Source organism: Chroococcidiopsis sp. CCNUC1, from assembly GCF_023546805.1.
Lineage (GTDB): Bacteria > Cyanobacteriota > Cyanobacteriia > Cyanobacteriales > Chroococcidiopsidaceae > Chroococcidiopsis > Chroococcidiopsis thermalis.
In genome coordinates this window covers 2020477-2042446 of sequence record NZ_CP097480.1, presented here as the reverse complement: position 1 = coordinate 2042446, position 21970 = coordinate 2020477, and the positions used below count along the sequence as shown (strand labels likewise).

Below are 21970 nucleotides of genomic sequence, written 5' to 3'. Positions count from 1 at the left end.
TCAATTAGGCTTGGGTGAATACGAAGTCCGCTCTTGGCATGGTTGGCTACGCCACATGACGTTGGTATTAGCGGCTCAAGCATTTCTGGTTGTGTTGCGTCATCAGACAGAACCCTTGGTCAATGCCCACAACAACTGGACGATGCCTTCCAACAGCAACAGTCTCGCCCAGTTCAATGCCACGCGAGATTCTCATTCCCTTGAGTCTACCACAGATGCGCCGATGGCTCTACAGATGACTCTTTCCTATAGCTTGGCGGCTTGAGCATATTCTACATTGGTCATTTTGGCGACGCGCCCCAGAACGCGACTGCGCGTTACTGGCATGATCTTTTGCGTGACATTCTTCTTGTTTTACTTACATAACTTAATAAAACTCACCTGCATAATTTTCTTCTATAAAGCTGATAAGTATATAGCGGAGGAAACACGCTATGTCTAGGAGGTGAGACAACAAGCAGTGCGGTAGTGATTTCAGAGGATTTTTCCTCGAAAATAAACATACCCCTGCTGGAGAGACAAATAAAAAATACTGTTATGGAAGAATTTGAGGTGAGTCTGCGTCAATTGGTCGTAGAAACTTGTCAGCAGAAGATCGGTAGTCTCGATCGCCAGCGAGGTTTAACGAGAATTGTCCGCTCGATTGCCAAGTCTGGCAAGCTGTGGAAAGAAAATACTCCCGATTACGAGGATGCCTTACAACAAACCTGGCTGTATTTCTGCCGTAACCTGTGTGAAGCTACGACAGGCGATCGCTACGATCCCAGTCGTAGTAGTATCACGACTTGGTTAAATGCATATTTGCGGCGACGGCTGCAAGACCTATACCTGCAAAGAAAGACTACCAATAACTCGACAACTAGACAAGTCTATTCTGTTGACGAGCTGGGGAAAGACGCGATTGAAGCCTTGGAAGCTCCGCCCGATGTCCCACCAATTTTGGAAACGACACGAAAGTGGATTCAAACCGATCCTGATGGCGACCTCCGCCGTACTTATATTCAAGGTTATCCAAAGGTGAATTGCCAAGTTTTATTGTTACAAAGGCTGCCACCAGAGACAAGCTGGGAAGATTTAGCAGCGCAATACAAGCTGTCCGTTTCGACACTGAGTAGTTTCTATCGGCGACAATGCCTACCACGATTGCGTAAATTCGGCGAATCGCAAGGGTATTTAGAGGATACCTATCATGAATTATCAAGCACGAGAAAACGATCGCTCCCTTCCGTTACCAATTACTCAAGCCGCGAATAGCATTGCTTGGCAGTTTAGCCAGCAGCAGCCAACGTCACAAAAAGCAGAGCAAGTGCGACTGAATACCTTGGCTGTGTGTGCCGTCCGCGATTATTTGGAAATGATGGGCGTTCCGGTGAATTGGAACGAGTGTGATAGTTGGAATCCTTTTATGCGTGCGTGTGTGGATGCAGCAGACTTGGAGGTATTGGGTTTGGGTCGCCTGGAATGTCGGGCGATCGCCACTGATGCTTCTACCTGTTACGTGCCACCGGAGGTTTGGGAAGATCGGATCGGTTATGTTGTCGTGCGTTTGGATGAAGTAGAAAAACAGGTCTGTATCCTGGGTTTTGTCCAGCAAGTTACCCAAGAACAGTTGACCGTTAACCAGTTGCGATCGCCGGAAGATCTATTGTCCCACTTGCAAGACTTAAGCGCGATAACTTCGTTAAGCTTCGCTAACGCGAATCCTCCCACGAGTACGGTTAACTTGAGACAGTGGTTCCAAAATACGTTTGAACCAGGTTGGCAAACTGTCGTCTCGCTATTAAATCCAACCGAACACAATTTAACCTTTAGCTTTCGTAAAACAGAAGAACTGAATACAAACGAAGTGGATCGCCCTGAAAATTTTGTCAGACGGGCAAAGTTAATTGACTTAGGGATGCAGCTAGCTGGTCATGCAGTCGCTTTGGTCATGGAACTGCGTCCTGCATCAGAGCAGAAAACCGATCTGATCGTACAAGTGCATCCGACGGGGAGAGAGACATTTTTACCGCCGTCGCTACAGCTAATCGTTTTGGATGAATCTGGTTCAGTTTTCTTGGAAGCTAAAGCCAGACGCGCCGATAATTACATTCAGTTGCAATTTAGCGGTACTACCGGAGAAAGATTTAGCGTTAAAGTAGCTCTGGGGGATGTTGGCATCACCGAACACTTTATCATTTGAGTTACGACTTACAACTTAAAATGACGTGCCTACAGGTGATAGATCGTGGGTAAGTTAGTTGTCTTGAAGTTTGGCGAAGGTAGCTTTGAGCAGGGATTTCCTGTCACGCTGCAAATTGGCGAGGATGGCGATCGCCCCGCTGTAGAACTTGCTGGCAGATTACCACCCCAGCCGGAAATTCCGCAACTCTACAGAAAATGGCAATCAGCTTACTACAGTTTGGGTTTGCGATCGCGTCTGGAAGCCGCTGCCGTCCAAATTACGAATGTTTGTGTTTTAGAAGACTGTTATAATGCCGCAGAATCCCTCAGCCGCAGTCTAAACAATTGGCTTTCCTCTCCATCATTTCTTGCTTTAAGGGATAAGTTTTTAGAAAAATTAATGCCTGCGGATGCAATTCGAGTTATTTTGCAAACTGAAGATTTACTATTACAGCGGCTACCCTGGCATCGCTGCGATCTATTTGCTCGCTATCCTCAAGCAGAAATTGCCCTGAGTACCCCTGCTTACGAAGAAATTGCGCTGAAAACGACATCCTCTCGCACTCAAATCAGAATTTTAGCGATTTTAGGTAGTAGTGCCGGAATTGACATTCAAGCAGACCGTAACTTGCTCGAAACCTTGCCAGGAGCAGATGTCAAGTTTTTGGTTGAGCCGTCACGTCAAGAGTTAGACCGTCAGTTATGGTCTACCCAAGGATGGGATATTTTATTTTTTGCCGGACATAGTGCCAGTCAAACAACTGCCTCACAGAATGAAGTTACAGGCAGAATTTATTTAAATCAAACGGAAAGTTTAACTATTGCCGATCTCAAACACGCTTTACAAACTGCGGTAGAAAATGGTTTGAGCGTAGCCATTTTTAACTCTTGCGATGGCTTGGGTTTGGCGCGGGACTTGGCAAGTTTGCACATTCCCCAAGTAGTATTCATGCGCGAACCCGTACCGGATCGCGTGGCGCAAGAATTTTTGAAGAGTTTTCTCCAGGCTTTTGCTGGGGGAAAGTCTCTCTATTTGTCGGTACGAGAGGCAAGGGAAAGACTCCAGGGATGGGAAAGTGAATATCCTGCTGCTAGCTGGCTACCAGTCATTTATCAAAATCTTGCCGAAATTCCTCCAACTTGGCAACAGTGGATGCAACGTCTACGTCCACCACGACAACGGCTTTCTCTGCGGCGCGTCTTCTTCACCAGCACCATTGTCACGGCGGCGGTGGTAGGAATGAGGTTATTAGGATTATTCCAACCTATAGAATTGCAGGCTTTTGACCAATTAATGCGGCTGCGTCCTATAGAAAAAGCCGATCCGCGTCTGTTACTTGTGACGGTGACAGAGGAAGATTTGCAGCTGCCAGAACAGAAACAGAGAAAAGGCTCTCTGTCAGATTTGGCATTGGAAAAACTGTTGCAAAAACTCGAACAATTTCACCCACAAGTTATCGGTTTGGATATCTACCGCGATTTTCCGGTAGAGAAATTACCAAGTCTGAAGTCAAGGCTCCAAAAAAGCGATCGCCTTTTTGCTATCTGTAAAGTCAGCGATCCAGAATTCGATCCGCGTGGCGTTCAACCCCCGCCAGAAGTCGCGCCAGAACGGATAGGTTTTAGCGATGTCATTGCCGATCCAGATGACAACATCGTGCGCCGCCATTTGCTCAATTTCGATCCGCCACTCACATCCCGTTGTAGTGCTAATACCGCGCTCAGTTTTCAACTCGCTCATCAATATTTGGCAGCGAAAGGAATTGAAACTCGATTCACGCCCAATGGTAACTTACAACTCGGTAATGTCGTTTTTCCGCGTTTGCAACCTTTCCATACGGGCGGTTATCAAAGAATCGATCCTAAAGGCTATCAACTGTTACTCAATTACCGTCCCTTTGACTCTGTAGACGATATTGCCGTCGCAGTGACGCTAGGAGATATACTGAGCGATCGCATTCCGCCCAATCTTGCCCGTACCCTCAAAGATAGGATTGTACTGATCGGTCTAGCGGCTCCTAGTACTGGTGATGCGTGGTCTACTCCCTACAGCATCGGCAGACAGGGACTACAAAAACAAATTCCAGGTATTTATTTGCAAGCTCAGATGGTGAGTCAACTCCTCAGTGCTGTTTTGGACGGACGGACACCACTGTGGGTTTTGCCTCTCTGGGGTGAGATTGTTTGGATTTGGGCTTGGTCGTTGGTGGGAGGAGTTGTTGTTTGGTGCTGGCGTTCTCCCGCGCGATTGGGATTGAGTGTTTGCTTGACAATTGCAGCTCTATATGGCTCGAGTTGGATATTATTACTTCAAGGTGGCTGGCTGCCTTTAGTCCCTGCGGCTTTGGCTTTAGTCGTGACGGGAGGCAGAATTGCGGTCGTCAAGCGTTCTTTGCCCGATAGCAGCAATCTACTGCTGAAACCTACACTAAAGATAGATTGAGGTGAGATAATGCACAAGCTTGCAGCCACAGCAGCGATCGCCTTCACACTGCTCGTACCCACAGCAGCGATCGCAACCCACAATAACAGTCAAAATCACACTCACCAGCAAGTCAGCACTCAACCCCGTTACACGCCGCCGCCCTTTCCTACCTCCGGCACTCCCACCGGACGAACTAGAGGCGCAGCCGGACGAGGAGGAGACTGCGGCTTCAAGCTGCCGCTAACGGCGCTAGCACCTGCCGTAGAAAAGACTGTAGGCACGGGTAAAGCAACGTATGTTTGGGGACAGACGATCGCCGAGTATCCTACTTTCTGGTTTTACATTCCTGCTGCCAACCCTTCACTCCGTTCTGTAGAATTCGTCCTACAAGACGATCGCGATAACGATGTCTATCGTTCTGCTGTCGAACTGCCAGCTAAACCAGGCATCATCGGCGTGCGTTTACCATCTACCCAACCGCCACTTAAGCTCAATCAGAACTATCACTGGTTTTTGAAAACAGAAATAGCAGCCAGTTGCGATCGCCAAGATTCTACTATTGCGATCAAAGATTCGGTCGAAGGATGGGTACAGCGCGTATCGCCAACCGCCACGATGCGATCGAAACTCAAGACAGCCACACCCGAACAACGACTCGATCTCTACGCTCAACAAGGCTTATGGTACGACGCGATCGCCACCATAGCCGAACAGCGCTTACAGCAGCCAGAAAATGCCGCTCTCAAGGCAAATTGGAACGGGCTTTTACAATCTGCCAATTTGAGCGATATGTCATCTCAGCCACTTTTGCCATGACAACTGAAATGGGACAAGAAATTTTTCAGGTCGATGCTTTTACAAATAAACCTTTTGCAGGTAATCCCGCTGCTGTATGCGTTCTGCCGCGATCGAGAGATGACGGTTGGATGCAAAATATTGCCAAGGAGATGAATTTATCAGAGACGGCTTTCTTACTCCGGCAAGACGATGGTAGCTACAATCTGCGGTGGTTTACTCCTGCTACAGAAGTTCCTCTGTGCGGTCATGCTACCCTAGCTAGCGCTCATGTGCTGTGGGAACAGGGTTATTTGCAGCCAGAGGAAACAGCTCGATTTCACACTCTCAGTGGCTTGCTGACGGCAAAACGGATAGGAGAATGGATCGAATTAGACTTCCCAATGCAAGTTCCTGCTGCATCGGAAATACCTGCCGATTTGATCGAAGCTTTGGGAACCAAACCCAAGTATGTAGGTGAGACGAATAGAAATTATTTGGTGGAATTAGATTCGGAGGAGATTGTCAGAAATCTTCAGCCAGATTTTAGTTTACTGAAAACTTTGCCCGTACAAGGCGTAATCGTCACCAGCCAAGGGACAAACTCAGAGTATGATTTTGTCTCTCGCTACTTTGCGCCTAATGTCGGAATTGACGAAGATCCGGTGACGGGTTCGGCGCATTGTTGCCTTGCACCCTACTGGCGCGATCGCTTGGGGAAAGATAATTTTCTCGCCTATCAAGCTTCTGCTAGAGGTGGGGTAATTAAAGTTAGCTGTCAAGGCGATCGCGTTTTATTGGGAGGACAAGCTGTTTTAGTTTTACGGGGTGAATTGGTTGATGGTTGATGAATGGTAATTTGTGAAGCTAGCGATCGACTAGGAAACTTCTAAAAATGCCAGTTCAAACTCTTTACCCTGTCGTACCTCACAATATGGATGGTGACATTCGGGACATTCGTAGAGTAAATCGGTGGGATGAAATTCAGTAGTGCAATTGGGGCAATAACAGACGATTGGTACGGATTCCACCTGAAGTTTAGCATCTTCAGCTATTGTCTCCTTTTTCACCACATCAAACGCCAGTTGTAAGGATTCTGGTACTACCCCAGATGCCTCACCGACTCGCATTTGCAGCAGGCGAATATGGCTTGCACCTTCATGTTTTGCACGTTCTACAGCAGTTGCGAGAACGTTTTGCATCATTCCAACTTCATGCATAGTTCTACCTTGCCTAATTTAATCAAATGGTAAATTTGTTCCAGCGCTACCTGAATACCTCGTTCAGCACTGGGTGAAAGGCGATCGCCTAATTCAAAGTTCGTTCCTGGTATCGTTACCCACCAAGCATTCGGAACCCGATTGTAAAGCGCTTGCGTCAGGGCTAATAGCGATCGCGGATCGCCTGTATGTCCGCCGAGCGCAGTAGAATTGGTAGGTGCGATCGCTTGTAGTCGCACGTCTTCGCAGACACTTGCAAAACAGGCATCGATAAAAATTGCTAGGTCGGCTGTTGCCAAAAATGCAGCTAGTTCGGGTGTGAGTTGATGAACGCACAGCGATGTTACATCAGGTAATTCCTCAGAGGCGATCGCATTAGCTACTTTTTGCCCCACAGCATCATCACTACGTAAGTCATTACCATAGCCAATTACCAAAATAGTTTTTGAATTCTCGCCCATCAGATTGTCGATTTGATTTTAGTTTTATCTTCTCCCTGTAGAGACGTTACATGTAACGTCTCTACAGCTCTAATCCCGCCAAACTTCATTAACAACACTTCCATCTGTTCCTACTAATTGAACGTGCAATGGCATTTGTCCGGCTGCATGAGTCGAACAACTTAAGCAAGGATCGAAAGCCCGAATTCCAGCTTCAACACGATTCAACATTCCTTCAGGAATTTCTGCACCATGAATAAAATGTCGGGCAATTTGAGCCACCGTGCGGTTCATTGCGAGATTATTTTGCCCCGTCGCAATAATCAAATTTATCTTCTGCATTAAGCCGTTTTCATCAACTTTGTAGTGATGAAATAAAGTCCCGCGTGGTGCTTCACTACAACCAACTCCTTCTAATTGGTTAATTCCAGCTTCGGCACGGATTTTAGTAGATAACACCTGTGGATCGTCAAGCAACAATTCAATTTGCTCGATTGATGCCAAAATTTCAATCAGTCGGGCGTAGTGGTAAAAAAAGGATGAGAGTACAGTACCACCACCGCGATCGCGAAATTCGCTTAATTCTCGATCGGCGATCGCAGTGCCAATATGAGTACAAATATTTAATCGTGCTAAAGGTCCAACTCGATAAATGCCACTATCTAAACGACAGCGATCTTTTTGGTCGGGATATCCTAAAGGGCGATAATAGGGGAACTTGAGATAAGTATAAGATTCAACTGCCTCACCAATAAATTCTTGATAGCGAGTCGGATCGAGTTTGTCTGCAATAATGTTGCCAGCGCTATCGATAAACCGAATATATCCGTCGTAGTTTTCCCACAAACCATCAGATGTGACCAAACCCATAAATAAACTGGGAAAATTACCAAAAGTTTGAGCTTCCCTTTCATAGTCCTGAAGCAAGCGCTTAAACTTGTCTAGCGCATCTAATATTGTGGTTTTAGCTTCTGGAATGCGGCTTTGAATCTGCGTGCGTCCTGCTTGAGATAATGGTTCCCTCACGCCACCTGGAATTGCCCACGATGGATGAATCTTGCGCCCCCCTAATATTTCAATAATTTCTTGTCCGAATTGCCGCAGTCGAATTCCACCTCTGGCTAATTCTGGTTGAGCGGCAATTAACCCAAAAACGTTGCGCTTTTGAGGATCGCTATCCATGCCTAATAGTAAATCTGGGGCGCTGAGATGGAAAAAACTCAAAGCATGGGATTGGATAATTTGCCCTAAATTCATCAACCGACGCAATTTAGTAGCAGCAGCGGGAATAGTGACAGAAAGAATGCGATCGCCTGCTTTAGCAGAAGCTAGCAAGTGACTCACTGGGCAAATTCCACAAATCCGCGCCGTAATTCCTGGCATTTCCCACAAAGGACGACCTTCACAGAATTTCTCAAAGCCGCGAAATTCTGTGACGTGGAACCGAGCATCGGTCACTTGTCCGGCATCATCTAAGTAGATGGTAATTTTAGCGTGACCTTCAAGGCGCGTGACTGGATCGATAACAATTCGCTGGGACATAGAATACTGCTCTTTTCGCGATGATTTTTTTGTAGAGACTCGATCCCCAACCCCTTTAGAAAGGGGGCTTTGAATTTCTCACTTTTTCAGGGAAATTAGGGAGGTAAGGAGGCTACCAGTTCCTCCCTTTTTAAGGGGGCTAGGGGGATCGAGATCTCAGCTTCTAACCAAACTTGATAAACTCGCGCCCTTCTAACTGCGGTTTTTCTCCACGCAGCAGCGATTCCAGTACGGCTCGAATCCGCGCCGCTGGAGGCGGACAACCAGGTAAGTAAATATCGACAGGTACGACTGTATGTACTGGCGTGACTCGATCTAATAAAGGCGGGACAATACCCGGTTCTTGGGGAATCTGTCCGCGCACATCTGCGGTTTCAATGTAACAGCGTTGCAAAACTGGTTCGGCACTCCCTAATGGATTGCGTAAAGCTGTCACGTTACCAGTTACAGCACAATCACCAAATGAGATCAGGAGTTGCGATCGCTCTCTTACTGTTTTAATCGTTTGCAAGTGATCTTCATTAGCGATCGCTCCTTCTACCAATACCACATCCACCCCTTCTGGATATTCTTTGGTATCCATAAAGGGACTGTAAACTAAATCTGCCCCAGCTGCTAGGTCGATCAGCCATTCATCTAAGTCAAGAAATGACATGTGACAGCCCGAACAGCCACCTAACCAAACTGTTGCTAGTTTTAAACGAGTCATTGTTTACTGACTCCCTTGCTCGTAAAGAACTACGGGGGATCGTTGCCCTACAGTTACGGTTATAAACAAATAACTTGAGGAAGTTATGAGGAAGGAAGCGAGAATTTCCTAGAGAAGATAGAGAATTAATGGCTCAAGCAGGTATTGGCTGCGAACAAAGTAACGCCTAGCTGAGATAAATTCAGCCTATGAAGAGGAAGGCGAAAAGAGACTGCAAATAATTCTACTTTGTAGAGCCGCAAAATTTTACGGCTCCAGAAAATTAACCATTAAACTTAGTATGGTCAATAGAAAATACCATCAAATCTTAATAATGGTTGAGGTTGATTCCGGCTTCTTTTGCCATTGTTGACAAGCCTTTGATGTTGAGGGTTTTGATTGCTTTAGTCGAAAGCTTCAGTCTCACCCAGCGATTACCTTCTTCCCACCAAACCCGTTTCCACTGCAAGTTGGCTTCTTGCACTTTTTTAGTCCGGCGGTGAGAGTGGGAAATGGCATAACCATTGTTTGCCTTTCTGCCTGTGAGCATACATTTACGGGACATAAGGATCTCCAGATCTTCGCGTTTGGGTATCTTGCACAATCTATCATTGTACCCGGAATTTTCCTGGGAGGGTATGATGGCTGTGTTGAGAGCGAATAAGCATGATTCTTTTTTTAGTTGCGCTCCTATCCTTCTACGTTGCTTGGAACTTAGGCGCAAATGATGTTGCTAATGCGATGGGAACCTCTGTCGGGTCTAAAGCTGTGACTTTGCGTCAAGCATTAGTCATTGCAGGGACTCTAGAATTTACAGGTGCGGTGCTGTTTGGACATGAAGTTTCAGAAACTCTAGCAACCAAAATTTTCAATCCTGCCCTATTCATTTCTCAGCCAGAAGTATTGTTAGTAGGCATGATATCAGTTCTACTAGCTGGGGGAGCGTGGTTGCAAATCGCGACATCACAGGGCTTACCCGTGTCCTCTTCTCATGCAATTGTAGGAGCGATCGCGGGTTTTAGTGCTTGCGCGATCGGATGGGAAGCAATAGACTGGGCATCAATCGGTAAAATCACTTTTGCCTGGGTGATTACGCCGATAGTCAGCGGTGCGATCGCCTCTGCATTTTACAGTCAGGTAAGACGCTGGATTTTGACTCAACCCGATCCTCTCAAACAGCTAGACGAGTGGATTCCTTGGTTAAGTGTGGCGTCGATCGGTATTTTTGGTGTTATCGTCCTACCTACTGTCAGTCATCCAATATATACTTTGCTAACTCAACATTGGGGTTTACAACTTCCACCCCGCGATTTACCTTTAGGGCTAGGAGCGATCGCGTCTGTATGTCTGAGCATCTATGGTTGGAGACAACTAGCAAAGTCAAAAGTTCAAAGTCAAAAGCTTGCCCTCGAACAAAGTGAAGGGTCAAAAGTAGTTCCGACTCCCGACTCCCTTGTCGAAAAACAACTGGCACGCTTCCAATTATTGAGTGCTTGTTTCGTCGCTTTCGCACACGGTTCTAACGATGTCGGGAATGCGATCGCACCTTTGGCAGCAATCTCTTATATTATTCGTACTGCTAGTGTCCCTGTAGATGGCATCGCGATTCCGTTATGGATTCTCGTACTTGGCGGTGCTGGTATTGTTGCAGGTTTAGCTGTTTGGGGTAAAAAAGTTATCGCCACCATCGGCGAGGGAATTATTCCCTTACAACCCAGTGGCGGCTTCTGTGCTGAATTAGCTACGGCAACAACAATTTTACTGGCTTCGCGCCTGGGTTTACCCGTTTCTACATCCCATGCTCTAGTTGGTGGTGTCGTGGGAGTTGGTTTAGTCAGAAATTGGAAAACAATTCAGTTCCAAACTGTGCGAGGAATTGCCGCAGCTTGGATTATTACGGTGCCGATAAGTGCAGTTTTGGGTGCTAGCATCTTTGCGATTGCACGTCTAATCTTCCTCTAGTTGAAAGCTTGTCAGCAACTTTGTGCGCGACACAGTGTTTGTGAGCGTAAACCGTGCGATCGCCAATTTGACACTGTTGAATCCAATCCCAACCTAGTCTTACCATCGGACGGTGGCAAATACCGCAGACGTATTTATCAATCGTATCTAGTTCTGCACCAATTAAATATTGTTGTGCTTCAGGAAAAATTCCCGACTCTTTTAAAAATTCACAAATAACGCGATATGGATCTACCCGACACCACCAACTGGCGACATGATACATCTCAAAACCTAGTTTTTCTAGATACTTTTCATTCCCTAAAGTTTTGCTGTGTCCTCCATTCAGAAAATGTTGTTCGCCAGCAACTTCTAAGCCTAATAATCTAACTTGGTTGCTGTTATGACTCGCCACCCACAGTTGGTCTAAAATATATGGAATAGAAGATTGATAGCTAGAACTCGGTACGATAAATTGAGGAGCAATTAGTTTAATTGCTTTATAAAACTTGGCATAGTTATACATAAAATTAGAGAAATTAGCTTTGTTAGACCAAATTCCTAATGCCTTACCATGCATAATTTCATGCATAGCAGAATAAGCTTCATACTGCCCGTAGCAAAACTGTTTAGTAGTTAAAAATTTCTCTGGAACTTGATAGCCTCTCTGTTTGGCAACGCGAAATGCTTGAGAGGAGTTTAATTGCTGAAAATACTTTTCTTTCGATACGGGAATTGTTGTACCGTTAGAACTGATATAATGCCAGCCCGTTCTTAGAGCTTGCATCAGCAAATCGCGATCGCCAATTTCTTGATACAGTTGCTCGACATACTCGTAGCAAGGTTTATTGTGAGTCGGTAAGTCAAAAACAAGTTTAGTTTTCGGCGCACCCAGCATAATATCTGAGTTTTTTAGAGTTAATTTTGTTAGCTTTTCTAATTGTGAAATATAGTCGTGAATTCTAATTGCACTCTTAATTTCTTGCACATCTAGAGACATATAAATATTACTAATAAACCTTACATGTATAAAACCATACTGGAATTCACTGAGGATGTCTAACCATCTCCAGGTATATTTATGAAAACTTTATTCAAATTACAAAAATAGTAAAGACTTAACGTGGAAATACGGAGAATGGAAAGAATGGTAATGGGTAATGGGTAATGGGTAATGGGTAATAGGTAATGGGTAATTGGTTATTACGCTTAACTACTGTAAAAGCGGGTTTGACTACCAGATTGCGCCTGGATTAACAGACATCTGGGAATCAACCCGCCCCTACAACTTTGTCTCTTGATAACTGATAACTGTCAATTGTTAACTGAATACAGTTGCATCACATCTCTAAGTGATAAACGCGACTGCACGCCCAAAGTTAAGGGTGAGGTATGCCCTCGGTTAAGATGGTCGGCAGCAGCACAACCAATCATGGCAGCGTTATCAGTACAGAGCTTTAAAGGCGGAAATAACACGCGCAGATTATGACTGGCTGCTGCTACTTGCAGGTGTTTTCTGAGGCTGCTGTTGGCTGCAACTCCACCACCTACAGCGATAGTTTCTAAGCCATAGTCACGAGCGCAAGCGATCGCCCGTTTAGTTAGCGATCGCGCTACTGTTTCCTGAAAACTTGCCGCTACATCTGCCACTGGTACAGCACCATTCTGCTCTAACTGTCTTACCAATCGCAGTACTGCTGTTTTCAAGCCGCTAAAACTCGAATCATAGGGATGATAACCACCCTGCGATCGAGAAATATTTCCCTCTGGCAAGGAAAAAGCTTGAGCATTACCTGTCTGAGCCAATTTATCAATGATGGGACCGCCAGGATATCCCAATTGCAAGAGCCGTGCAACTTTATCAAAGGCTTCTCCAGCCGCATCATCGCGGGTTTCACCTAATGTCTCGTACACGCCGCAATCTTTAACGTAGATCGAGCTAGTGTGTCCGCCAGAAACTAACAAGCACAAAAAAGGCGGTTGCAAACTTGGTTCGCTCAAGTAGTTAGCGTAAATATGCCCTTCTAGGTGATGTACGCCCAAAAAAGGCTTTTGATGGATTAATGCTAAAGTTTTTGCTGCCGTGATGCCCACCATCAAAGCACCAACCAAGCCAGGCGCGCAAGTCGCCGCAATCCCATCCAGATCTTGCCAGTTCATTTCAGCTTGCTCTAGAGCTAGGGCGATCGCCTGATTGATAATTTCTAAATGCTGGCGCGAAGCAACCTCTGGTACAACTCCCCCATACTGACTATGTACTAAGATCTGGGAGTTAACAACACTGCTACAAACTTGACGATTCTTAACAATCGCCACCGCAGTTTCATCACAACTTGTTTCTATCGCTAAAATCGTAGCCATTGTCGGAGGGGTGTGGGGTGTGGGGTGTGGGGTGTGGGGTGTGGGGTGTGGGGTGTGGGATGTGTGGGGTGTGGGATGTGTGGGGTGTAGGGTGTAGGGTGTGGGGTGTAGGGTGTGGGGTGTAGGGTGTGGGGTATGGTGAATTAATTGCGACTTGCGACTTGCGACCTGCGACTTGTCTTGCTCCCTCAGCAACCTTGTCCCCCTTGTCCCCCTTCGCCCCCTAATCCCCACTCCCTCCGGTCGCGGGGGCCCCGAGTTCCCCCTTGCCCCCCTTGTCTCCCTGACAACTGGTTACTGATAACTGATAACTGCTCCCTACTCCCTATATTAAGTAGCTTAAACTTTGATTTGCTCTAACTTTACTAGGATCGCGCGCGAGAGTATGATTGCTTCCAAGTGCGTGCAAACATACTGTACAAACTGATTCATTTTGTAAAATAAACTTTTTGTTTTGTAACAAAAGGAAACAATTCCATGCGTCGATTGTTTGCGCTGATCTTAGTTATTGGTGGACTGTGGTTTACATTTGCTCCACCAGCTCAAGCACAGCAAGTTAATTTAGTACGTTGCAGTGACTCTCCTGCATTTGTTCAACGGGCACAAGCAGCCCGCAATACAACTGCCGATCCGCAATCGGGTGAAAAGCGGTTTGAGCGGTACGCTCAAGCAATGTGTGGTCCTGAAGGTCTACCCCACCTGGTTGTTGATGGTCGTCTCGATCGCGCTGGCGATTTTTTAATTCCTAGCATTATGTTTCTCTACATTGCCGGTCAGATCGGCTGGGCGGGGCGTGCCTATCTGCAAGCCACCAAGAAAAAGTATGCTAGTGAAACCGAAATCAAAGAAGTCATCATTGATGTTCCCTTAGCATTTCAGAGCATGGTGTCAGCGTTTGCTTGGCCCCTAGCCGCCGTGAAAGAGTTGCTCTCAGGCGAACTCACTGCTAAAGACGAAGAAATCCCCATTTCTCCGCGCTAATTGAACGTTACTTTGTTTGAAATACTTGGGAGAGCTACAAATGCAACAAAAATATTTTCTGCAATATCTTTCTCTCGCACCAGTTTTGCTATTTGCATGGCTGGCTGAAACAGCTGTGTGGTTAATTGTGTTTAACTACTTCTTCCCCGATCTTCTCTTCCATCCCTTGCCATAAGTAGGGGTGTTTGAGCTAGAGGTGAGGGGATAGATCGGAGAGAATTGCGATCGTTGCTACTCTTTTTTCGTTCTGTTCTCTACCCTCTGGTTCTTAACAGCCTGACGGTCGATCGACCAAGCGGATGATGGCGGTTTGAAACTCGCAAATTACTATCAATTAAGTGCATAGCGCGTTTCATGCTTTAGCAAATCATTACACTGGTCGGGAGACCAAAATTCATGCAAAAACAGAACGAGAACGAACAAAAACACTATCTTCAGAGGTATCTTTCCTTAGCTCCAGTGCTGGCTGTGGTTGCTGTATCTGTGGCTTTCACGACTTGGGCAATTTTTAACTACTTTTTTCCTGACTTACTTTTTCACCCAATGCCGTGAGCTAAAACTAATTAGTTTCTCACATCTAGCTAGAGTCTGAAATTTAAGCATGTAGCGCTACACATAATAAGATCTAGAGATAGCCCAATATTATAAGTCTCAATATTGAGTATTAAAATTGGAATGACAGCATAAGCGATCGCGCGATTGGTAGATTTTACATAGAAAAAATAGTTTTGCACAACGCAAAAAGAAGTAGTTTTGCACAACGCAAAAAGAAATAGTTTTGCGCCACGCAAACAGAGTGAGAACTCGCGTGTTTGCTGCTTGCTATAAAGCGGCGATCGCTAAATTAATTTTTTTTAACTTCTCTGTCTAAATTGATATTTGGCTACAATTATTCACCTAAAATGATGCCACGACCTTATTGATATCATACGGAGAATATGGCGCAAGCAATAGATGCATCTAAAAATAGACCCGGCGATCCTAGAAATCAAGAAGTTGTCTTTCCTGCTGGGCGCGATCCTCAGAATAGTAACTTAGAAACACCAGTAAATTCTTCCGGCTTGGTGAAGTGGTTTATTAATAACTTACCCGCCTATCGCCCAGGTATTACCGACATGCGGCGAGGTTTGGAAGTTGGGATGGCACATGGCTATTGGGTACTCGGACCCTTTACTAAGCTAGGTCCGTTACGCGATACAGATGTTGCCAACATTGCTGGATTGATCAGTACTTTAGGTATGGTGGCAATCATGACTGCTACTATGGCTTTGTATTCTGCTAGCAATCCACCTCAACCTGTTGCTACTACTACCACTGGTGGTCAAGTTCCTTCTACTTTCAAATCACCAGAAAGCTGGAACAACTATATTAGTGGCTTCTTGATTGGAGGCGTTGGTGGCGCGGTGTTTGCCTACTTCGTGCTAACAAATATAGCTATCATCAAGAACGTTTTTGGTGGGCTATTTTCATAACGTAGTTTGGTAATAGGTAATAGGTAGTTGCTGTTTGTCAATTACCTGTTACTCATTACCAATTTAATTTGTTAATCTTGCCTAGAATCGGGAAATAAAATAGCTTCTATTTCTTGCAGTGCCGCTTCCCGATTATCGTTGATGACTTTGTAATCGAATTCACCAGCAGCATTAATTTCGGCTTGAGCGCGGCGCAGACGACGAGCGATCGCCTCTTCTGAATCTTGACCGCGACTGCGCAAGCGTTGCTCTAGTTCTTCCATTGAAGGTGGTAAGATAAAAATGCGTAGCACTTCAGGAAAAGAAGCGCGGATTTGTCTTGCTCCTTCTAATTCAATTTCTAAGATGGCAGTTTTTCCCTCGCCGATCTTTTCTGCCACTGGTTGACGAGGAGTCCCGTAGCAGTTACCTGCAAATTCAGCCCATTCTAGTAATTCGCCGCGATCGACCATTTGTCGAAATTCTTCACGGCTCGCGAAGTAATAATGTTTGCCGTGAATTTCTCCAGGGCGAGGGCTGCGCGTCGTGACTGAAATTGACAGGTAAAGCTGGGGGTGACGCTGCAAAAGCAATTGCATGAGCGTACCTTTGCCTACGCCACTAGGACCTGTGAGTACAATCAACCGACCAGCCTTCGAGCCTGGAATTACGGTAGGAGAAATTTGAGTAGGCAAACCTGTCGTCATCCGCGTTCCCAATTTTGTAGTGAAAAAAACGAAATGGTTTATTTCACATACTACTGCTTCTCCAGCTCAATTGTCTCCATGATGGTCGCGACCGATCACAAATCGATTCGCCACTGTTTCCGGTTGGATTGCTGAGAGAATCACATGGCTGGAATCAGTTACGATCACAGCCCGCGTCCGCCGACCGTAGGTCGCATCGATTAGCTGTCCTCGATCCCGTGCGTCAGTAATGATACGCTTGATAGGTGCGGATTCTGGACTGACAATGGCAACGACTCGGTTAGCAGATACAATGTTGCCAAAACCGATGTTGATTAACTGAATGTCCATGATAAATTAACGCAAAAAATGCGGCGCGAGAGGCAAATAAATATCTACTTTTCATGGTATCTATAAAAATTTGGAGTTACAAGGCTAAAATCACCCAAAAACCAGGCTTTTTATTTAGTTCGAGCGCATTTTTATCCAATATCTATCTTTAGATATCCTTCAAAAGACAGAGAAAAGAAAAATTAGTTATTAGTTATCAGTTGTCAGTTATCAGTAATCTGACTTCTGACACCTGTACGGGCGAGTTTACCAATAGTCTTTGACTCTGACCAGTATTTCTGGTGAACCCGCCCCTACAATTTTTGACTTCTGACTTTTGACTTTTGACTTCTAAGTTCATCCCTTACCCCTAGATCCCTCAATTGCAACCAGTTGACTTCACGACACTTACTGCTGCTTGTAGCGAGTTGAGTAAAGATTGGATTCCAGCTCGTTTGGAGCAGGTTTATCAACGCGATCGCTACACGATTTTGCTAGCGCTACGGACACTCGATCGGCGTGGATGGCTAGAAATATCTTGGCATCCTCAAGCAGCCCACATTTGCATCGGTACTCCACCACCACGACAACCAGATACTTTTACTTTTAGCCAACAATTACTGCACCAACTTAATGGTTTAGCTCTCATTTCTTGTCGTCCCGTCGTCCCTTGGGAACGAGTTGTCGATTTACAGTTTGCCCGTCGTCCAGGGGAACCCGTACTTTGGCACGTATACGTGGAAATTATGGGCAAATATAGTAATGTCGTCCTGACAAATACTGCAAACGAGATTACTACAGCCGCACATCAAGTCAGCCCCCAGAAATCGAGCGTGCGTCCAATTCAGACTGGGCAAAGTTACGAATTACCACCCGCACTGACGGGGACAGCTCCAGCTTTAGATGAGCCGTTTTCGCGCTGGCAAGAACGGGTAAGCCTCGTACCGTCGGCTTTAAAACGCTGTTTGCTCAAAAGCTATCGCGGTATCAGTCCTACTTTAATAGAGGCGATCGCGCAAGCAGCTGATTTAGATCCAGAGCAATCAACAGATAGCTTGACAGCAGAAGATTGGCAGCAGCTATTTCATTACTGGCAGGCGTGGCTGCAAACATTAGCAACAGCCCAATTTTCTCCTGGTTGGACGGCAACGGGATACACGGTTTTAAAATGGAATGCGATTCAGCCTGTAGCAAGCGTTCAAGAGTTACTTAACCAATATTATACAAATCAACTCAATAGACAGGAATTTAGCCAACTCCAATATCAGTTAAGTCAAAAAATTCAGAGCTTATTGGCAAAATTACAGCAAAAGATCGATAGCTTTAAAGCACGTTTGCAGCAATCCGATCGCGCCGATAGCTATCGCCAACAGGCAGACTTGTTGATGGCTCACCTCCAAGAATGGCTACCAGGGATGAAGTCAATTACGCTAGCAGACTTTGAAACGGGAGAACCAATAGCGATCGCCCTCAATCCCGAAAAAAATGCGATTCAGAATGCCCAAAGTTTATACAAGCAAGCGGGTAAACTCAAACGGGCAAGAGGTGCGGTAGAACCGCTACTAGCCGAGGTAGAACAGGAACGCGATTATCTAGAGCAAGTCGAAGCCGCAGTTGCTCAAGTCGATAAGTATCAATCTACAGAAGACTTGGAAGCTCTCAAAGAAATTCGCGAGGAGTTGATCCAACAGAAATATCTCAAAGCACCAGATTACGGACGGCGAAATGCGAATGAAGATTCCAGCGTTAATTTTCATCGCTATTCTACCCCCAGTGGCTTTGAACTACTCGTCGGACGCAACAACCGCCAAAACGACCAATTGACTTTTCGCGTTGCCGGAGATTACGATCTGTGGTTTCATGCTCAAGAAATTCCTGGCAGTCACGTTTTGATGCGGGTTACACCTGGGGCTGAACCAGAGGAAGTAGATTTACAGTTTGCAGCTGACTTTGCTGCCTACTACAGCCGCGCCCGTCAAAGCGATCGCGTACCAGTGATATATACAGAGCCGAAGTATGTTTACAAGCCAAAAGGAGCAAAGCCAGGAATTGCCATTTACAAACAAGAGCAGGTGATTTGGGGGCAACCTTTGCAAGCAGAGCAATATCTGCAACAATCGAACTAGTTACACGCACGGATGTTGAAGTCTGATGCCCCTCGCAGAAGTAAAAATTTACTCCTCTCCACTCAAGGCATGGCGATCGAACTTAATGATTACTTCAAATTATTGCCTTGCAACATCTACCTTCTGGCTCAGTTAAGTCAAGAATTTGTGAATTTTGTTAAAAAAGTCTGTGTTTCTCGTTACAATATCAGTTGGGAGGAAAAGCTTTTGCCCGCTGTAGCGATGGGAACGCACAGTTTTGGTATTCCTCAATATCGTAGCCGACAACGTAATATAAGTTGACTGGACTAGCTATGGGAAGCTGGTCTTTTTTTTGAAGTCAAAAGTCAAAAGTCAAAAGTCAAAACTGAGGAGTTAGGAGACAATTCAAGTTGCAACTCGCAAGTCGCAATTAACTCGCCACACCCCACACCCTACATCCTACATCCTGTTTGCTAATGACAAATGACCACCAAAGGCAGAAGAGGGAATAAGGGTGAGATAATGAAATGAAACAATTAGAAAAGTGCGATCGCATCTTGACTTAGGTGCAAGACTTAGCCATGCTGTTTTGTTGTTTGAACTGCGATTGAGGTAGGTCGTGAACATTCAGCAACTACGCCACGCTCTTAAGGTCAAATGGCTGATTTACTATCAGCAGAACCGCCCTTGGTTGACTAAAATTCGGATTTGGGGAACGTTTGATGGCAAGCGTCGCCCTTGTTCTAGTTTCATTTTGGCAGTCGTAACCAACTTAGAGCCAAAATTAATTGAGGTGCTGCCTTTTGTCGCCCAGTTAAATAGCGACCCCGACCAAATTGTAGCGGCTTTAGGGCTAAACTTTAATCCAGACGAGGAGTTGAAAGCTTCAAAAACACCGACAAAGCTACAGATAAGCTCAGCTAGTAACGGTGTTGTTTCGCCTATGCAGGCAGCACCATATCAAAATGGTAACGGCAATGGAAACGGGCATGGCAATGGCAGAGCGCAACCGACTCAAGTGCCAGTACAATCACCTGTACGCTCAAGTTACAAACCAGAAGATCGAGTTCCGCCACGATTGCCCGTCACGAATTTGCCAAATTGGGTAGATGAGTCATGTAAGGGGGTAGGACGCAATCCTACCCAGATTTAGTCCTAGAACCGAAACACAGTTCTAATTGCACCGATGATGATGTCGTCATTATCGGCATTGTGGTCTGGTGCAGTTAACCAAATAATTGCCGGAGTCACTTGGATGTTATCTGTGAGTGCATACTTGTAAAACGCCTCCAGATGCAAAGAGGTATCGCGATCGGGGCTACCGAGATTGCTGTCAAGTTCTGTTAGTCTCGGTTCCATGCCGACTATAATACCGCCTACGCTACCTTCTTTGCCTAAGTCAGGAAAGTTCAAGCTAGCTGCCCAAGTCCACATACTCCCATCTCCCCTACCAATATAACGATGGTTGGCATGTCCCACCCAACCGCTAATAGCTAGACCCGGACTAAGCCTAAACGTACCCGAAAAACCGTAGGCATTGACGCTGACGGGTCTACCAAAGCTGCTATTCGATAGGTTACTACCAGTACTCGTACCAAAAGGCGTTAATTCGGTATTTGGCTCTACATCAGGATCGTCGCCTCCAGTGGGGGAGTAGGAGTTGATATAAGACAGACCGAACCTAGAGTTGTCACTGAGATTGAAGATGATCTGAGCTAATCCAGCATACGTACCGTCGAACAGACCGTTCTGTGGGAAGGGGTTACTAGCGTTATTGGTAGGAACTAGATAGCCCAAATTTAGTTCGATTTGGTCATTAAAGAAATGCCTGATTCCTATACCAGTACCAGCACTGTAGTTATAGATTGGGTTGCGCAAACCGAACAATGATACGGCATTGCCATCTAAGAAGGGAGTCAACTGGTAGGAAGCATCGAGATCGACAAAACCATTACCCGCCGCCGCTAAGTAAATGTTGGTGCGATCGCCCACCGGAAAACGATAGCGCAGTAACCCCAGTTGGGCATCTCCGCCTGTATCGCCATCAAATTCGATCCGCCCTTCGTTTGTCAGTGTTTCACCGCTATTTGTCCCGCCTAGAGGGACGACGTTACCCATTTGCAAACGTGTTGTGAGTTGATCTTCGCCCGTAAAACTAGTTTGTAAATTGAGGCGCACCCTGTAACTCGCAGTTGGGTTAGTATCTACTGGTTCGCCAGCAGCATTGTCACCCTCAATCAAACTAATGAGGGCAAAGATAACTTCTCCTTCCAACTTAGTTGTCGTCGAAAACTGGTTGGCTTCTAGTTCTGCCGTCGTTGCTTCTAACGTGTCAACCCGACCGCGAAGAGTTGCAAGTTCGGGAGCAAATTCTTGCTGTAATCTTTGTATTGTTGCTAAATCGTCTTTACTAACAGTGTCGGCGCTACCTGTGGCAATTAATTCGTTAATTCTGTCTAAAGCTGCATTCAATCCAGCTGCAAATTCATAGCGAGTCATTGCCCGATTACCGCGAAAAGTGCCGTCGGGATAACCCGCAATGACTCCATATCTTTCTACTAAAGATTGCAATGCCTGAAACGCCCAATCAGTGGGTTGCACGTCTGATAATTGCGAGACAGATGTAACTTGGGCTAGCGAGTTTTCTGCTAGACTTTGTACTTTAGTTTCTTCAATCGAATTAAGCTCGGAGGCGATCGCCCGATCTGACGTTGATATATTTGTTTGCGCTGCTAATAAATTGATACCTGCAAACGGAGCTATTAAGATGCTAAGTGTCAATAAGAAGATATATTTTGTAAATCTTTGCATTTTTCACCACACTCAAAAGTTTTTTATTTGTCATTTGTAATTCATGCATAACAATGATACGAGCAAGCAT

Annotated in this window: 24 protein-coding genes; 14 read left to right on the top strand and 10 right to left on the bottom strand. The window is 45.7% G+C overall.

What is annotated here, in order from left to right:
* Positions 1–10: 10 nt before the first annotated feature.
* The 6 genes from M5J74_RS09625 to M5J74_RS09600 all read left to right on the top strand — a co-directional run bounded on the left by M5J74_RS09625 (position 11) and on the right by M5J74_RS09600 (position 6210).
* Entirely contained in the window at positions 11–265 is a 255-nt protein-coding gene (locus M5J74_RS09625) for a hypothetical protein (RefSeq protein ID WP_041462413.1), read from the top strand.
* Positions 266–537: 272 nt separating this feature from the next.
* Positions 538–1254, top strand: a complete 717-nt coding sequence (locus M5J74_RS09620; RefSeq protein WP_015153904.1) for a hypothetical protein — start codon at positions 538–540, stop codon at positions 1252–1254.
* Entirely contained in the window at positions 1190–2182 is a 993-nt protein-coding gene (locus tag M5J74_RS09615; RefSeq protein WP_041462412.1) for a DUF1822 family protein, read from the top strand. The genes M5J74_RS09620 and M5J74_RS09615 overlap by 65 nt, the downstream gene beginning before the upstream one ends.
* Before the next feature lie 45 nt (positions 2183–2227).
* Positions 2228–4606: a CHASE2 domain-containing protein gene (locus tag M5J74_RS09610; protein WP_015153902.1), complete on the top strand. Its 2379-nt coding sequence runs from the start codon at positions 2228–2230 to the stop codon at positions 4604–4606.
* A 9-nt stretch (positions 4607–4615) separates the two neighbouring features.
* Positions 4616–5404, top strand: a complete 789-nt coding sequence (locus M5J74_RS09605) for a DUF928 domain-containing protein (RefSeq protein ID WP_250016431.1) — start codon at positions 4616–4618, stop codon at positions 5402–5404.
* Between the two features lie 8 nt (positions 5405–5412).
* Positions 5413–6210, top strand: a complete 798-nt coding sequence (locus M5J74_RS09600; RefSeq protein ID WP_371934024.1) for a PhzF family phenazine biosynthesis protein — start codon at positions 5413–5415, stop codon at positions 6208–6210.
* 30 nt (positions 6211–6240) lie between these two features.
* On the opposite strand, the gene hypA is transcribed toward M5J74_RS09600, so the two are convergent.
* The 5 genes from hypA to rpmB form a co-directional block, all read right to left on the bottom strand.
* Complete coding sequence (hypA, locus tag M5J74_RS09595) at positions 6241–6582, bottom strand: hydrogenase maturation nickel metallochaperone HypA (RefSeq protein ID WP_250016427.1); 342 nt, start codon at positions 6580–6582, stop codon at positions 6241–6243.
* The gene (locus M5J74_RS09590; RefSeq protein WP_250016426.1) at positions 6564–7043 is read right to left on the bottom strand and encodes a hydrogenase maturation protease; all 480 of its coding nucleotides are present in this window, start codon (positions 7041–7043) and stop codon (positions 6564–6566) included. The genes hypA and M5J74_RS09590 overlap by 19 nt, the downstream gene beginning before the upstream one ends.
* A gap of 69 nt (positions 7044–7112) precedes the next feature.
* Positions 7113–8564: a Ni/Fe hydrogenase subunit alpha gene (locus tag M5J74_RS09585; protein WP_250016425.1), complete on the bottom strand. Its 1452-nt coding sequence runs from the start codon at positions 8562–8564 to the stop codon at positions 7113–7115.
* A 163-nt stretch (positions 8565–8727) separates the two neighbouring features.
* Positions 8728–9273 carry an NAD(P)-dependent nickel-iron dehydrogenase subunit HoxY gene (locus M5J74_RS09580; RefSeq protein WP_015153896.1) on the bottom strand — a complete coding sequence of 182 codons (546 nt, stop codon included), beginning with the start codon at positions 9271–9273 and terminating at the stop codon, positions 8728–8730.
* Positions 9274–9580: 307 nt separating this feature from the next.
* Positions 9581–9817: a 50S ribosomal protein L28 gene (rpmB, locus tag M5J74_RS09575; protein WP_015153895.1), complete on the bottom strand. Its 237-nt coding sequence runs from the start codon at positions 9815–9817 to the stop codon at positions 9581–9583.
* Between the two features lie 101 nt (positions 9818–9918).
* On the opposite strand from rpmB, the gene M5J74_RS09570 reads away from it, so the two are divergent.
* Positions 9919–11214: an inorganic phosphate transporter gene (locus tag M5J74_RS09570; protein WP_250016423.1), complete on the top strand. Its 1296-nt coding sequence runs from the start codon at positions 9919–9921 to the stop codon at positions 11212–11214.
* On the opposite strand, the gene M5J74_RS09565 is transcribed toward M5J74_RS09570, so the two are convergent.
* The gene (locus M5J74_RS09565) at positions 11177–12193 is read right to left on the bottom strand and encodes a hypothetical protein (RefSeq protein WP_015153893.1); all 1017 of its coding nucleotides are present in this window, start codon (positions 12191–12193) and stop codon (positions 11177–11179) included. The two genes, M5J74_RS09570 and M5J74_RS09565, sit on opposite strands and share 38 nt — an antisense overlap.
* 314 nt (positions 12194–12507) lie before the next feature.
* Positions 12508–13554 (bottom strand): tRNA (adenosine(37)-N6)-threonylcarbamoyltransferase complex transferase subunit TsaD, encoded by a 1047-nt coding sequence (tsaD, locus tag M5J74_RS09560; protein ID WP_371934023.1) that lies wholly within the window; start codon positions 13552–13554, stop codon positions 12508–12510.
* 477 nt (positions 13555–14031) lie between these two features.
* Here tsaD and M5J74_RS09555 point away from each other — a divergent pair, with 477 nt between their 5' ends.
* The 4 genes from M5J74_RS09555 (at position 14032) to M5J74_RS09540 (ending at position 16007) form a co-directional block, all read left to right on the top strand.
* Entirely contained in the window at positions 14032–14535 is a 504-nt protein-coding gene (locus M5J74_RS09555; protein WP_015153891.1) for a photosystem I reaction center protein PsaF subunit III, read from the top strand.
* Positions 14536–14575: 40 nt separating this feature from the next.
* Positions 14576–14710 carry a photosystem I reaction centre subunit IX / PsaJ gene (locus M5J74_RS09550; protein WP_015153890.1) on the top strand — a complete coding sequence of 45 codons (135 nt, stop codon included), beginning with the start codon at positions 14576–14578 and terminating at the stop codon, positions 14708–14710.
* Positions 14711–14931: 221 nt separating this feature from the next.
* Complete coding sequence (locus M5J74_RS09545) at positions 14932–15087, top strand: photosystem I reaction centre subunit IX / PsaJ (protein ID WP_015153889.1); 156 nt, start codon at positions 14932–14934, stop codon at positions 15085–15087.
* A gap of 386 nt (positions 15088–15473) precedes the next feature.
* Positions 15474–16007 carry a photosystem I reaction center subunit XI gene (locus M5J74_RS09540; RefSeq protein ID WP_015153888.1) on the top strand — a complete coding sequence of 178 codons (534 nt, stop codon included), beginning with the start codon at positions 15474–15476 and terminating at the stop codon, positions 16005–16007.
* A gap of 71 nt (positions 16008–16078) precedes the next feature.
* Here the strand turns inward: M5J74_RS09540 and gmk are convergent, their stop codons facing one another.
* Together gmk and remA are read right to left on the bottom strand one after the other, a co-directional pair.
* On the bottom strand, positions 16079–16693 hold the full coding sequence (gmk, locus tag M5J74_RS09535; protein WP_015153887.1) for a guanylate kinase: 615 nt from the start codon (positions 16691–16693) through the stop codon (positions 16079–16081).
* A 66-nt stretch (positions 16694–16759) separates the two neighbouring features.
* Positions 16760–17023, bottom strand: a complete 264-nt coding sequence (gene remA, locus M5J74_RS09530; protein ID WP_015153886.1) for an extracellular matrix/biofilm regulator RemA — start codon at positions 17021–17023, stop codon at positions 16760–16762.
* Between the two features lie 362 nt (positions 17024–17385).
* Between remA and M5J74_RS09525 the strand changes: the two genes are divergently transcribed.
* The 3 genes from M5J74_RS09525 to M5J74_RS09515 all read left to right on the top strand — a co-directional run bounded on the left by M5J74_RS09525 (position 17386) and on the right by M5J74_RS09515 (position 20242).
* Complete coding sequence (locus tag M5J74_RS09525) at positions 17386–19128, top strand: NFACT family protein (protein ID WP_250016421.1); 1743 nt, start codon at positions 17386–17388, stop codon at positions 19126–19128.
* Positions 19129–19140: 12 nt separating this feature from the next.
* The gene (locus M5J74_RS09520) at positions 19141–19410 is read left to right on the top strand and encodes a hypothetical protein (protein ID WP_250016420.1); all 270 of its coding nucleotides are present in this window, start codon (positions 19141–19143) and stop codon (positions 19408–19410) included.
* Positions 19411–19708: 298 nt separating this feature from the next.
* Positions 19709–20242: a DUF5331 domain-containing protein gene (locus M5J74_RS09515; protein ID WP_015153884.1), complete on the top strand. Its 534-nt coding sequence runs from the start codon at positions 19709–19711 to the stop codon at positions 20240–20242.
* 2 nt (positions 20243–20244) lie between these two features.
* Here the strand turns inward: M5J74_RS09515 and M5J74_RS09510 are convergent, their stop codons facing one another.
* Positions 20245–21900 (bottom strand): iron uptake porin, encoded by a 1656-nt coding sequence (locus M5J74_RS09510; RefSeq protein ID WP_250016418.1) that lies wholly within the window; start codon positions 21898–21900, stop codon positions 20245–20247.
* Positions 21901–21970: the final 70 nt, after the last annotated feature.